The 15626-nt window shown below is 28.9% G+C and carries 11 protein-coding genes; 3 read left to right on the top strand and 8 right to left on the bottom strand.

The genetic code is table 11. The features are described 5' to 3' along the window. Positions 1-15 precede the first annotated feature (15 nt). From Ccar_RS02025 to xylA, 6 genes are all read right to left on the bottom strand, one after another. Complete coding sequence (locus Ccar_RS02025) at positions 16-2592, bottom strand: SpoIID/LytB domain-containing protein (protein WP_007061689.1); 2577 nt, start codon at positions 2590-2592, stop codon at positions 16-18. Positions 2593-2699: 107 nt separating this feature from the next. After that, positions 2700-4346, bottom strand: coding sequence for a ribosomal protection-like ABC-F family protein (abc-f, locus tag Ccar_RS02020; RefSeq protein WP_007061690.1), 1647 nt, complete (start codon positions 4344-4346; stop codon positions 2700-2702). A gap of 499 nt (positions 4347-4845) precedes the next feature. After that, positions 4846-5466: an HAD family hydrolase gene (locus tag Ccar_RS02015; RefSeq protein ID WP_007061691.1), complete on the bottom strand. Its 621-nt coding sequence runs from the start codon at positions 5464-5466 to the stop codon at positions 4846-4848. Positions 5467-5559: 93 nt separating this feature from the next. Beyond that, positions 5560-6738 (bottom strand): ROK family transcriptional regulator, encoded by a 1179-nt coding sequence (locus Ccar_RS02010; protein WP_007061692.1) that lies wholly within the window; start codon positions 6736-6738, stop codon positions 5560-5562. 258 nt (positions 6739-6996) lie between these two features. Next, positions 6997-8493, bottom strand: a complete 1497-nt coding sequence (gene xylB, locus Ccar_RS02005) for a xylulokinase (RefSeq protein ID WP_034825701.1) — start codon at positions 8491-8493, stop codon at positions 6997-6999. Positions 8494-8528: 35 nt separating this feature from the next. Then, positions 8529-9851, bottom strand: coding sequence for a xylose isomerase (gene xylA, locus Ccar_RS02000; protein ID WP_007061694.1), 1323 nt, complete (start codon positions 9849-9851; stop codon positions 8529-8531). A 197-nt stretch (positions 9852-10048) separates the two neighbouring features. Here xylA and Ccar_RS01995 point away from each other — a divergent pair, with 197 nt between their 5' ends. Next, positions 10049-10591 carry a GNAT family N-acetyltransferase gene (locus tag Ccar_RS01995; protein ID WP_007064445.1) on the top strand — a complete coding sequence of 181 codons (543 nt, stop codon included), beginning with the start codon at positions 10049-10051 and terminating at the stop codon, positions 10589-10591. A 41-nt stretch (positions 10592-10632) separates the two neighbouring features. Then, the gene (locus Ccar_RS01990; RefSeq protein WP_007061696.1) at positions 10633-10968 is read left to right on the top strand and encodes a YnfA family protein; all 336 of its coding nucleotides are present in this window, start codon (positions 10633-10635) and stop codon (positions 10966-10968) included. A gap of 7 nt (positions 10969-10975) precedes the next feature. Here Ccar_RS01990 and Ccar_RS01985 read toward each other — a convergent pair whose 3' ends face one another. Further along, entirely contained in the window at positions 10976-12127 is a 1152-nt protein-coding gene (locus Ccar_RS01985) for a DUF116 domain-containing protein (RefSeq protein WP_007061697.1), read from the bottom strand. Between the two features lie 23 nt (positions 12128-12150). Further along, positions 12151-13332 carry a cation diffusion facilitator family transporter gene (locus tag Ccar_RS01980; protein ID WP_007061698.1) on the bottom strand — a complete coding sequence of 394 codons (1182 nt, stop codon included), beginning with the start codon at positions 13330-13332 and terminating at the stop codon, positions 12151-12153. Positions 13333-13844: 512 nt separating this feature from the next. Here Ccar_RS01980 and Ccar_RS25965 point away from each other — a divergent pair. Next, entirely contained in the window at positions 13845-15293 is a 1449-nt protein-coding gene (locus Ccar_RS25965; protein ID WP_169823837.1) for an MEDS domain-containing protein, read from the top strand. Positions 15294-15626 lie beyond the last annotated feature (333 nt).

Genomic DNA, 15626 nt, shown 5'->3' with positions numbered 1-15626 from the left:
AAGTTCCTGTTTTCATTAAAAGCTTAAATTTTTTATTCCTGATTTTGTTACAAGAGCATCATTTAGTGAACTATAAGTCCAAGTTCCCACTGTTCCAGTTGCTGGTATTCCAGCACTTGTTTGAAAAGCTATTACTGCACTTTTAGTTTGACTTCCAAAATATCCTGTAGCACTAGAAATATTATATCCCAATTTTATTAAAGCATTTTGCAAAGATATTACATCACTGCCAGTCATTCCTAAATTTAAAGGCAATGCAGCAATATACAAAGGTTTACTATTTATTGTAATATTAAATTGTTTTATAGAATCATAAGCTTTTATACTTAATCCATCCTTGCCATAAACTTTAACTGTATAAGCTCCACTTATAGCTGGTTTAAAAGAAAACGTGCTGGAGGTACTAAAAGTACTAGACGACACCACATTTCCATTATTATATACTTCATATCTATAGCTCATTCCAGAGGGACTTACCCCTGTACTATTAGCATAAAAGCTTAACATAGTTCCTACATAAAAATATCCACTTACATTGACATTTTTGATTTGAGGATTATATACATTTAACTTCAAAGTACCTTGAGCATCAAAAGTTTTTTCAGATACTGAATCCTTAAGATATCCAACTATTTGATAACTTCCTGCAGCTGCAGGTTTGAAATTAAAAGTGTTTGAATCTAAATATCCACTATCAGATACTATGCTACTTCCATTCATAGCCACAAACCTATATTTTGCGTTTCCAGAACCATTTACTTCGCTTATAGTATACTTCAAAGTATTTCCAATAAAAATAGAATTTTGTGTGCTGATATAAGTCATAGAAGGCTGATCATATACTTGAACATTCACGGTTTTCATATCCTCATAATCTTTTGTAGAAAGTGAATCTTTTACATATACTATTATGTTATAGTTTCCTGCACTATTAACTTTATAAAGTAAATTTACATTATTACTATAATCTACAGTAGATAAAGTTGTTCCATTTAAAGAAATTACATATTTATAAAGGTAATTTCCTGAACCCGATGCAGCTGTTGTATTTATGTTAACAGTTTGTCCTGTTAAATATTGTGTTTTATTAGTAGTTAAAGTACTTATAACGGGATTTCCATAAACCATAAAAGAAGCTGTCTTTGTATCATCATAATTAGCTGTGGAATTTTGATCCTTCATATAAACTTGCACAGTATAATTTCCATCAGCACTTGGTACATAATCTAGTGATGAAATATTATTATAATCCCTTGTGTATACAACACTACTTCCATTCATTACAACATACTTATATAAATAATTTCCACTGCCAGATGCTGCAGTTGTATTAAAAGAAATAGTATTTCCAGTAAGCAAGCCATTTGTACTTTGAGTAAAATTATTTAATATGGCACTTGTAATAAGATTCTGCAAATACACATTTTGATAATAAAATTTTAAAATATCATCATAAGTTTGTCCTGCAGCTGCCCTATTTTTAGCTCCAACCTGACTCATTCCAAGGCCATGTCCATTTCCTTTTCCTGAAAAAGTGTAAGCTCCATTTACTGAATCATAAGTTACATTATAAAGATTACTTGGCAATCCAAGAAAAGTTCTTGTAAAATCATTTGTTACAGATTTTGTTCGCACAGCTCCTGCTGCATCTTTATAAATAATATTAATATTTGATACTCTACCACTTGTAAATTTAGTTATTGAATTTACATCTAAATTTACAAAGATATCTGTAGAAGCTATGTATTTCTTACTTACTAAAATTGTTTGTATTTGTGCGTTAGTTAATACTATATTGCCATTTGGCCAAGATAAATTTTCAAAGGAATCTTGTACAAATCGCAGATATGGCACATAATTTCCCCATACATTTTCACTATCTTCTGAAATTCCACCATGCCAAGCCGAATATAAAGCCTCAACCAATTTGTCGTTATATAAAAGAACTTGTCCTTTAGTTTGGTCAACAGCAGCAATAACATTGGTAAGACTTGCATCATAACCTCTATAGGTCTGATAAGCTGGAGTATCATCAAAATCATAACCATTAGCTGATGCATAACCATTAGCTGATGCATAACCAATTCGGGATATAGCATAATTTCTTGCTGCTACTGCTTGCGCCTTTAAGGCCTCAATTGGACAACTATTATCCAGTTCATATCCTACTACACCCTTTAAATAACTTTCAGTATCAATCATGTTAATAGGTAATACTTTTCCATTATAAAATTTTATCAGAAATGAACCTAAGTATTTATTGGATATTGAACCAGAAGCAAGCGTTACCAAATTAGAGTTATTATTTGGACTTAAAGTAATATCATTTTGCACTATTCCATTTAATGTTATATTGGTTCCATCTGTTCCAATATTCAAAACAGATCCAGATGGATATACTTGTCCATTTAAAGTATAATCTCCATTTAATGTGACTGTAATAGTATTAGCGGACATACTTAAAAGCCCCACCTTTAAATTATTGGAATATCCACTGTTCTGATAAGCATAAGCTTTTTGTACAAAAACAATTGAAAACACAGCGATAAATAAAATGAATATTGTTAAACTTGCAAAATATCGTTTAAACATAAACCGCCCCCCTCTAGATAATTTGGTCTTTAGTAAAGTATCGATAGAATACTTACTAAATGGACTGGAACCTAGAGGGAGGGTTGGAAAAGGCTTCTTTATATCTTTTAAATACTAGCTTTTAGATTCTTCAATTTAGCCAATATACTATAATATTCCTGATCTAGTATTGATATATCATCCCGTTTTGATGGCATAGATAGTTTTCCTATAACTTCTGAAAGTCTATTTTGCAATACCAAAATTTCTTTTTCAATTTCCTGTTTATTATTATTCAATTTAGTATTCCTTCTAGCCATATATTCTTCATAATTTCCATTAAAGCTCTTTATTTTACAATTCTCTATGGTCATTATATTATCTGCAACTGAGTTTATAAATCTTCTGTCATGAGAAACAAATAATAAAGTTCTACTGTATTCTTTAAGCACTTTTTCTACAACTTCAAGAGAGTTTATATCCATATAATTAGTAGGCTCATCTAGTATAAGCAAATTTATATCTTGTACTAATATTTTTGCAAAGGATACTTTAACTCGTTCTCCACCACTTAATACACCTACTTTCTTATAGATATCCTCTCCCTTAATCAATAACCTTGCTAATAATAATCTAGCAAAAGTTTCGTTATATATGCTATTTTCCATTACATTTTCTATTACTGTGAGTTTTTCTTTTAAAATGCTTATATCCTGACTAAAGTAGCCTATCTTTGCTCCTTCAGCAACTTTTACAGAAGAATCTTCATTCATTATCATTTTAATTAAGGTGCTTTTGCCACATCCGTTAGCACCAATCAAAGCTGTTTTTGATTCATTATATATATTGAATTCAGCATTATTAAATATAACTTTTTTTCCAAATACTCTATCAATATTTCTACCATCTATAACTATTTTACTATAAAGCTTGTTTGAATCTGGTATATTGAGCTTAATATCCTGCTGCTTATTAGGCTTTTCTTTAATCTTAAGATGTTCTATTCTTTTATTAATATTTTTTACTGCTCCATCAAGATTTGATCTTGATCTTTGATCTCCCATCTTATGAAGTCTGGCTTCAGAATTTCCCATACGTTTAGGTGCCTTTCTAACATTCTTTGACTTTTGCTTTGTATCTATAATTACACCCTGAAGCCGCTCTTTTTCCTTTACGTACTCCTCATATTCAAATTCAGCTCTTTCTCTTTCTTGAGTTTTTTGCAAAGCATAATCACTATAATTGCCATTATAAATTTTTATTTTTCCATGTTCTATTTCCCATATTTTGTTGCAAAGCTTATCCAAAAAACTTCTATCATGAGATATAATAATAAGAGCACCTTTGTATTCTTTAAACTTTTCTTCCATACACTCAATACCCTCTATGTCCATATTACTGGTAGGTTCATCTGCAAATATCAACGAACTATTACATTCTAAACTATAAGCAAGCTTAAATCTTGTCTTCTCTCCCCCACTCATTTTTTCATTCCACATAGCTGCAACCCCAAATTTTGAAGCCATTTCATCACTAATAATCTTACTGTCAGGTTCCCCCAGCTGAGATATATACGAATATTTCCCATATAATTTAATTAAGCCTTCATCAGGTTCAAATCTTTTACTAAGCATATTGACTAATGTAGTCTTACCAACTCCATTTGCTCCTACAATACCTATTCTATCTTCTGAATAAACTTTTAAATTATCTATATCCAATATTAATCTATCACCAAAATATTTTTTAATATTACTACCTTCTATTAATAGCATAAAAAATCCCCTCCTTGTAACCTGGAGAGGATAGTGTTAGCCTATATAATAACTTTAATACACTTACATAAGTCTTAAATATAGTAAAATAAAGCTTTAATTATCATAAAAAGACTCATTATAGTAATCAAAATTAATCACATATTATACATATACAACTTTAAAATCTGAAATTTAATTAAAATAAATGATAAAATTCAGTTATAATATTGTACACCTATATTTAAACAAACTATCAACAGTTACAAAAACACTATCCACTCTCAAAGTTAAATAAAACGCATAACAATAAAACCTTCACCAGGTCTTTGTTTTGATTTTAATTTTCATTTTATTAAACAAATAAAAAGTGAATTACATTTTCATTTCTGCCAATACCTTGCCCTTTCTCAAAATTAAATTTACCTATATTCAAGATAATTATATAAATAGCTTTTAATAATGTCAACTTATAAAAATTGATTATAATTAAAGTATGTATATGATATTTTAAAATTTTCTATAAATTTAACAATTCTTTTATATCACTGATTTCCAAATAGCAGTCTTCAACATTACCAAAACCATACTTGGCAAATATAAAAGGTATTCCAGCAAGTACTGTGGCCTCATAATCTCCTTGTGTATCTCCAACATATACTGCATCATCTAAATTATTTCTTTTCATAAGTATTTTAATACTTTCACCTTTACACTTACCTGTATTTCCAAAGCATTCAAAGTCTTTGATATACTTTTCAATTCCTGCTTTTTTCATAAATAATTCTATGTATCCACACTGGCAATTGCTCACAATAAACAAATTACACTTTTGCGATAATTTTATAAGAGTTTCTTTTACATTTGCAAAAAGCAAATCATCTGTATTTTCTCTCAAATCCTCATGTTCATATTCACAACATTTTTCTAATAACATTTTTTTATTTTCACTATTTAAATCAGGAAATAAATCATCTGCAATTACATCCATGGTCTTTCCAAACTCTTTCTTAAGTATTGGGGAAGTCATAACTGCATTTATTTCTCCAACTTCTAAAATTGCTCTATTCCAAGCTTTGGCTACAACCTCCGTTGTATCCCATAGTGTACCATCAACATCAAATATTATATTCTTTATCATAAAAACCTCCTTTAAATTTCTTATTTTATGAGAGCATAGTACTACAAGTCAGTTTAATATATCCCTGACTTATGTGTTTAACCATACTATTCTCTATATTACATTGTCATTTAAAAAAAATACACTTTCCATAGGCAATAATGCTGCACCAAACACAGCTGCATTTTCTCCTAGACTTGAAAACATAATGTTACATTGAGTTTCATCATAAAAACTATTGTCCTTAAACACTTTTTTAATTAATTCTTCTTCTAAAAAGTCCTTATATGAAAATATTTCTCCACCTATGAGTATATTCTTAGGATCTAAAGCCAAAATTATATTTTTAATACCTTCGGCTAAAAAATCAATATATATATCTAATATTGATTTTATTTTTAAATCATTTTTACTTCTCTTTAGAAAATCATCCAAGGTTCCATTCATATCATCAAAAGCATTTCTATACTCACTTAACAAGGCCTTTTTAGATGCATAAAGCTCCCAACATCCCTTTTTTCCACAGTTGCACTTTTTGCCATCTTTTACAATGGTCATATGTCCAAACTCGCCTGCCCGTTTATTAAAACCTTTATAAACATTGTTTTCTATAACTATACCTGTTCCAATACCTTCTGTAATAGATATAAATACCAGACTACTTTTTATATCATTAAAATTAATAAAAGTTTCTGCATAAGCTGAAGCATTTGCCTCATTTTCTATAAAAATAGGAAATTTAAAACAAGTCTGGAATTCTTTAAAAGATATATTTTTCAATTTCAAATTAGGTACATTTTTCAAGAGTAAATTTTTTTCATCCACTGTACCAGGCAGTGAAAACCCTATTCCAAGTATTCTATCATATGGAATATTAAATTTATTTATAATATACTCAACATTCTCTGATACTTTACAAATTATATCATTAAAATCTTTTAATTTTTCTGGCATATTAAAATCCATCTCATGCACTATCTCAAAGTTTAAATTTGCCAATATAATTCTAACTTTATCTTTAGTAACACACACTCCAAAGGAATATCTACTGTATGGAAGAAACTTGAGAATTGTAGGTTTCCTACCGCCAGTTGATTCTGCAACACCAGCTTCTTCTAAAAAACCCTGTTCTATAAGCTCCTTGCTATTGCTTATAACTGTTGGAATACTTATATTAAGCTTTTGGGATATTTCCTGTTTTGTAAGTGTATTATTTCTATATATCAAATTCAGTATTTTTTTTTGATTTAATACTCTTATTGTTTCTTGATCCACTGATTTCAATCTACTCATATTAGTACCACCAATCAAATTTAAAATTATTACTATAATAACTTAGTATAACATTAATGCATATATTATTTAAAGAAAATATTTAAAGCTATTCGTTTAAGCATATCTAAATTTTGCAGCGCATTACAACTAAAGTATTTTTGAAAATCTTATTTAGAAATCAAAAAATTTGTTGTGTAATCTAATTAAAATGATTATACAACAAATTTTTGATTAAATTCGCTAATTCACATTTCATTAACTCATGGGTTTGCCCTGCTAACCAATATCAGATAAGTTATCTATTTCTCTAAACTTATCTTTTAAGCAAGTATATAAAGATGAATAAATCTTATATAGCTTATCATATTTTTCAACATTTTCTCTTATAGGCTCTGTTATATCTGTTGTCTTTATTAAAGCTTCACAGGCTTCATCCACTGAATTAAAAAGTTTACATCCAACTGCTGCAAGTATTGCCGCTCCATAAGCTGGACCTTCCTTTGAATTTATAATACTTACATTCAAATTGAAAACATCTGCAATTATCTGTCTCCAAAGTTTACTTTTGGAACCTCCACCACTGATTCTTACTTCTTTCATATCAACATTTAAAGTTCTCAATATCTCAAGTGAATCTCTAAGAGCAAAAGATACTCCTTCTAAAATAGCTCTTGTCATATCTCCTCTTTTATGTGTTATATTTAATCCAATAAAGCTTCCTTTTGCACAAGGATCGTTGTAAGGTGTTCTCTCCCCTATTAAATAAGGTAAAAAGAATAATTTATTACTTCCTACAGTAGAACTTTCTGCTTCTGAAAGCAATTTTTCAAATATATCTCCACTTACATTATCTACCCACCATTTAAGGCTTGATGCTGCAGATAGTATTACACCCATTTGATGCCACTTTCCATTGGCATGGCAAAATGAATGAAGTCTATTTTCATTATCCACATAGAATTTTTCACTTGATGCAAAAACAACACCAGATGTTCCAAGCGCCACAGATAATATCCCGGAATTAACCGTTCCAGTACCTACAGCTCCAGCTGCCTGATCACCTGCTCCAGCTATCACTTTTGTAGATGTTGAAAGCCCAGTTTCATTTGACACTTTTTTTGAAACATTGCCTATAACTTCGTAGGATTCATAAACTTTTGGTAAAACATTTTCTTTGATTTCAAACAAATCTAATATTTCCTTTGACCATTTTCTATTTTCAACATCAAACATTATCGTACCAGAAGCATCAGATACATCAGATGCAAATATTCCAGTAAGCTTAAAACTTATATAATCTTTAGGCAGCATAATATGTGCTATTTTAGCATATATATCTAGTTTATTTTCTTTAACCCAAAGCAATTTTGGAAACGTAAAACCAGTTAATGCCACATTGCCAGTATATTTTGAAAGTTTATCTTGTCCAAATTCTTTATTTAAATAATCACATTGTTTTTGTGTCCTTTGGTCACACCACAATATGGCAGGCATTAAAACTTTATTATTACTATCAAGAATTACAAGTCCATGCATTTGACCACTAAAACTTATCCCATCAATAGTTTCTGGTTTAATATTATGATTATTTATAAGTTCTTTAATACCAGCTTTAGTACTATTCCACCAATCATTAGGATTTTGTTCTGCCCATCCAACTTTAGGATAACTTATGTCATAATCTTTGGACACACTTGCTAAAATTTCACCTTTTTCATTCATTATGATAAGTTTTACAGAAGAAGTTCCTAAATCAATTCCTAAAAAATTCACATCAATCTCTTCTTTCATAAAATTATTAGTAATTTCTATTTATCTTCAAATATATATTGATTTACTATTGATTCTAAATATTCTTGTCTGCCTGACTTATTGTTCATAACATTATTGCTCAAAGCATATTTTTCTAGTTCTTCAAATCCAACTTTACCATCCACTATGTCTTTACCTATTCCAGTAGAAAAGCTTGAATATCTTTCTTTAATAAAGTTTTCAATAGGACCATCTTGTAATAATTTATACGCAATTCTAAGTCCTTTAGCAAATGTATCCATTCCTGCTATATATGATAAGAATAAATCTTCTGGTTCAAAGGATGCTCTTCTTACCTTTGCATCAAAGTTCAATCCACCTGGTGCTATACCACCATTTTTAAGTATTTCGTACATAGCTAAAGTGGCATCATATATATTTGTAGGGAATTGATCTGTATCCCATCCAAGATGTGGATCTCCTTGATTTGCATCCAAGCTTCCAAGTACATTATTATTTCTTGCCAAACATATTTCATGTTGGAAAGTATGTCCTGCTAAAGTAGCATGATTTGCTTCAATATTTACTTTAAAATAATTTTCTAACTTGTATTTTCTTAAGAATCCTAAAACAGTTGCTACATCAAAATCATATTGATGCTTTGTAGGTTCCTTTGGCTTTGGTTCTATAAGAAATTGTCCTTTAAAACCTATTTTCTTTGCATAATCCACTGCCATCTGTAATATTCTAGCAAAGTTATCCATTTCAAATCCTATATCAGTATTTAGAAGTGTTTCATATCCTTCTCTTCCACCCCAAAATACATAATTTTCTCCACCTAATTCATTTGTAACTTCTATTGCTTTCTTTAACTGTGCTGCTGAATATGCATAAACATTTGCATTACATGTAGTTCCAGCGCCATGTACAAATCTAGGATTATTAAATAAGTTAGCTGTACCCCATAGTAATTTTTTATTATTTTTTTTCATTAATTCTTTACAAATTGATACCATTTCATCTAAGTTCTTATTTGTCTCTACAAGATCTTTTCCTTCAGGTGCTATATCTCTGTCATGAAAGCAAAAATAATCTATATCTAGCTTGTCCATAAACTCAAATGCTGCTTCCATTCTTGCTTTAGCAAGTTCCATCTTATCGTTTACATTGTCCCATGACCTAATCATTGTACCTACTCCAAATTGATCAGTTCCATTAGCAGTTAATGTATGCCAATAAGACATTGAAAATCTTAAATGATCCTTCATTCTTTTTCCGCCAACTATTTCATCAGGATTATAATATTTAAATGAGTAAGGATTTTTTGAATCTGATCCTTCATAATTTATTTTAGATACATTAGAAAAATACTCTTTCATCACAATCACTCCCTCTTTTATTATCAAACTTAGTATAACATTTTAAAATAACTTTTTCAATCCACTTTATAAAGTTATTTTAATAACATATTATACCTTTCCATTCGCCAGCATTTCTAAGACTAAGATTGTTACAACTTTTAAAATCATGTAAAATAAATTATATAAACAAAATAAGAAAAGGAATGGATATAATTATGAAAAAATTTTTTTTGAGTACAAAAAGATTAGGATTTTCACTATGGAGCGAAGAAGATATATCTGATGCTTTAGAGCTTTGGGGAAACCCAGAGGTAACAAAATTTATTACATCAAATGGTAAAATGTCAGAAAAGCAAGTATGTGAAAGGCTCAAAAAGGAAATAGAAACTTATACTAATGCTAATGTTCAATATTTTCCACTTTACCTCGTAGAAACTAATAAAAATATAGGATGCTGTGGCCTGAGGCCATATGATCCTAAAAACAATATTTGGGAAATGGGAATACATTTAAAACAACAGTATTGGGGGAAAGGATTTGCTAAAGAAGCAAGTTCTGCAATTATAGAGTATGCTTTTAATACCCTTGGAGTTAATGCACTTTTTGCAGGACACAATCCTAAAAACACAGCATCTGCTGGATTGCTTAAAAAGCTTGGATTTGTATATACCCATGATGAATTTTATTCACCAACAGGGCTGAATCACCCTTCATACTTGATGACAAAGGAAACTTACACTACTAAACAAGTTAAATAGATATAGCTGATATTAGCTTAAAAACAAAGGAGAAGTTATTTATGGAAATACTTAAATCAATTTTCTATTTTGTACTGGCAGGAGTATTTGAAATAGGTGGAGGTTATTTTGTGTGGCTTTGGTTAAGAGATGGCAAAAGCATATGGTACGGTCTAGCTGGAGCTATAAGCCTAATAATTTACGGAGTAGTACCCACATTACAACCACCAAGTAATAGTTTTGGACGAGTATATGCCGCTTATGGAGGAATATTTATCGTTCTTTCAATTCTATGGGGATGGAAAATAGATAGTGTTATTCCAGACAAGTTTGACTTAATTGGAGGAGCTATTGCACTTATTGGAGTTTTAGTAATCATGTATTATCCAAGAGGATAGTACATGATTATAAAATTTGCAATACCCTTTTTAACTGCTTAATATTTATATCCGTTTGTATTCCTTCTTTATGCCAATGATTTTTACAACCACAGTAGTCTAGTATTACACATTGTGGTACAAAATTTAAACTTTTTGCTCTCCATCCACCTTCAAGCAAGTTGAGAACACAGGCTACTCCCACAACTCCAATTTCTCCTTTTTTTATTTTTTCCTTTGAAAAAGCTTCTGATTCATGAGATATCATATATACTTTAAAATCATGCTTACTGCCCATTTGAGAAAGCTTATTCACTCTGCAACTTTCAGTACAGCTTGCACATAAATAACCTTTATCAGTTTTCTTAGCCTTACACTTAATATCATTATGAAACCTCATACAAGAAGGCACTAAAACCATTTTATATTTTGTTTTAATAAAATTCTCTTTAAAGGCTTTATTAAGTATTTCAGCACCAACCATATTAAGATGATATTCTATTTCTTTTCTACCACAAAATATCATATCTTCTCTAAATTTGTACTTTGGATAACTTTGATTTAAGAAATTATTTACTTGTGATGTGTATTTACCAAGATCTCTACTTCCTTCTGTTTTAAACCATTTAGCAATAAAATTAGCTTTACTAACAAATTCATTTCTATACTTTTCAGGTTTACTTTTAAGAAACTTATACCAATTAATTAACCTATCTAAGGAAAACTTAAAATCACCTGAAGCCTCCATCCACTTGATCAAATTAACAAAATCACCAAAATACACTTGTTCTGAAATTGTACTCTCTTCTCTATTTTCACTAAGAAAGGTTGTTGATAATATACCTTTAAGCTTATTCAATGCAGGTTTGAAAGGCTTAATATTATTTCTAAACACAGATAAATATAAAAGCACTTTTTGGGGAACTAAATTCAATTTTCTAGCCCTATTCATGTATACAATAAGTAAAACCCCAATGGTAAGAAACTCTAACATATATTCCTCATTACTTCTACATTCTTCTATATTCCTTTTTTTTATAAAGCCTTCAAAATCATCAATTATTGAAAGGACTGAATTTTTAAGTTTTTCTAGAACTTTAACTGAAACTAATGATATTTCCTTATAATACAAATCTGAATTGATATTTTCACTTTTTAGAGAATAGGTAATTACATTCATAATTAATTTCACCTCATCACAAATTAACTTGCATAATCCCTATCAATAGTTACAACTACATTATATCCAGCATGCTCAGCCTTAATTTCAGTATCAATATCTAATTTAAGTTTTTCTTCAGCTTCTTCTGTTATCTCCTTATCAAAACCTATTACTATATCAAAAACAAGATTCTTATTTTCGCCTTCTCCTATTATTCTAAGGTCATGAAAAGAACTTATAACAGGAAATTTTTCAAGTATTCCTTGAACTGCATGTCTAGCATCAATTATTTCTTTTGAATTACGGCATACTGGGTCCATGTGAATAACAACGAACATATTATATTTTTCTGAAAGTTCTCTTTCCCCTCTATCAATTATTTCATGGATTTTCATAATTGATATATTACTTGGAACTTCTGCATGAAGAGAAGCCATTGACCTTCCAGGACCATAATTGTGAATTATAATATCATGTACACCTAAAATATGTTCATATTTAAGTACTGAAGCTTTTATTTCATTTACTAACTCTGGATCAGGCGCTTCGCCTAAAAGTGGATTTATTGTTTCTTTTATTAAGGATATTCCTGACAGCATTATAAATATTGCTACAATCATACTGACATATCCATCTATATTTACTTTAAATATGTAACTAAATGATAATGAAATAATTACACCACTTAATATTGCCACATCATTTAAAGCATCTCTACCTGTAGCTTCAAGGGTAGATGAATTAATTATTTTACCTAAAGATTTATTAAAATAACTGAGCCATAACTTTAAAGGTATGGCGAAAGCTATAATTATTAAGGTGGTAACATTAAAGATTACTGGCTCTGGATGCATAATTCTGTCAAAAGAAGTTTTAACAAATTCAAATCCAACCATTAAAATTAAAAATGCAACTATAAGTGCAGATATATACTCCATTCTTCCATGACCAAAAGGATGATTTTTATCTGCTGGTTTATTTGATAATCTAAAACCAACAAGAGATATTACAGAACTTGTTACATCAATTAAATTATGAAAGGCATCAGCAACTATAGCAATACTATTCGTTATAAATCCAATAATAATTTCCACTATAAAAAGGATTAAATTTATTATTATTCCTAAAATACCACTTAAAATACCATACCTTTCTCTTACCTTTATATCATTAGTATCCTCATAATTTTTTATAAAACGGGACACTATATATTTCCCTGTCACATTATCACTCCTTTAATTTTTATTCATTATTGATGATTATACCACAGAAAACATGTTAAATTATGTCTTTCCTGTGATACGAAGATTTTTATCTATCATTTGTTGTTTTTTTAATACATGATTGTTAAAACTTCATTACAATTGTATACATTGTAGTTAATGATTACACTAATATACATGTAATATTTCCCATTTAATGTTTAATATGTCTAAATTCACCATGAAATATTTTAAAGTGATTAGAATATTCAACTTTTATGTATTTTTTTGATACAATATACATTATATAGAATTTTATGACTAATTGTGGTATTATATATATAATTCGTTACTTTATATTTTAGGATAAATTTTAAGAAAAAATAATTAGACTTGAAGCGTACTAAAAATACAACTAGCTTGTTTGCAAGCCTTCTGATGAACTCTAAAAATAAAATACTTATATGTTTAATTTTTAACCAAAATAAAATACTCATTTATAGGGGAAAATAAATTTTATGGGGGGAATAAAATTGGAAATACTAAGAGAATCAGGAATTAAGGGTCTTGGAAAAATATCATGGGGTACGCATATGTGTATGTTTTATTTATCAAGAGATGATTTCTCAGATATATTAATAAATTATATTAAAGCTGGGCTTGAAAACAACGAGCTATGTATTTGGGTTTATAGTGGCATTGATAAAAATGTGATTATAAAAATATTGAAAAAATCCATCAATGATATAGAACAATATATCATGAAACGTCAGCTATTGTTAATACCTTATATTGATTGGTATATTAAAGATGGTAATTTTCACAGAGAAAAAGTGACAAATAGATGGCTTAAATATATAGAATTTGCTAAGACTAAAGGCTTTGCAGGAGTAAAAGCTATTGGAGATATTGGTTGGATTGATAAAAATTTATGGTTCAGCTTTTCTGATTATGAAACTCATCTTAATAATATTATTGGCAATCTTCCTTTTACAATTATATGCCTATATAATTTATTGAAATGTACTTCTTTCCAAATTGCTGATGTCATTCGTAATCATAAATACACTTTAATAAAAAATGAAGCTGAATGGTCTGTACTGAAAAATTCTGAATTAGAACTAAAAGAAATTAAACTAAAAGAAAGTAATAAAATGCTAGGAGAAGCACTAGAGTATAATAAACTAAGAACTGAATTTTTTTCAAATATTTCGCATGAATTAAAGACGCCTTTAACTATCATTTTATCAGCATTACAACTACTAAATGAAAAAAACTCTACACATTTAAATGAAAAAATTAATGAAAATACTGAAAAAAAGTATATTGATATAATTAAACAAAACAGCTATAGATTATTAAGATTAGTAAACAATATAATTGATTTAACGAAAATAGATTCAGATTTTTTTGATATTCAATTAAAAAATTTAAATGTTGTAGAAGTAGTTGAAAATACTGTGCTGTCAGTAGCAGAATATATAAAATCTAATGGTATAAAAATAACCTTTGACACTGATGTGGAAGAAAAGATAATGGCTATTGATATAGATCAGTTTGAAAGAATAATATTAAATCTGATTTCAAATGCAATAAAATTCGCAAAACCTGAAGGCAATATATGGGTCAGCTTATATGATAAACAGGATCATTTAATTATCTCAGTAAAGGATGACGGAAAAGGAATACCCAAAGACAAACTTCCAATTATATTTGAACGCTTCTATCAAATTGATAAATCGCTATCAAGAGAATGTGAAGGAAGTGGTGTAGGACTAGCCATAGTAAAATCATTAGTTGAAAAACATGGTGGTAAAATAACTGTCAATAGCACTCTTGGTGTAGGAAGTGAATTTACCATGAAATTTCCTATAAGAACGATACCTGAAAAAATACCAACTTCTAGTTCTACTCTATTAAACGAAAATCAAGATTGCATGGAAAAAGTCAACATTGAGTTTTCCGATATTTATAGTATTTAAAGGCTCACAGTTTTTGTCTGTAAGCCTTTCATTATATCTCCAATTTTATAATATAACCTATTACTTATCAGTTTTTAGTTAAAACTCATCAATAAGTTCTTTTAATTTTCAAACACTCTCCTCATTGATCGTAAATTCTCCACAAGTAAGCTTATTTTCATAATTAAAATTATTTATAATAGATAAAGACTTTTACTATAGTTTCCATAATATCAAAATAGTTGTTTGATTATATTCTATTTTCTCACAATTTGACGTTAAAATCCTTATATAGTATAATTTTAGCAAGATTATTAATTGTATTTTTATATACACTCAACTTAATATTAAAAC

Source organism: Clostridium carboxidivorans P7 (assembly GCF_001038625.1).
GTDB classification, from domain to species: domain Bacteria; phylum Bacillota; class Clostridia; order Clostridiales; family Clostridiaceae; genus Clostridium_AM; species Clostridium_AM carboxidivorans.
The sequence above is the reverse complement of the archived record's forward strand: the minus strand, read 5'-3'. Positions and strand labels throughout refer to the sequence as shown.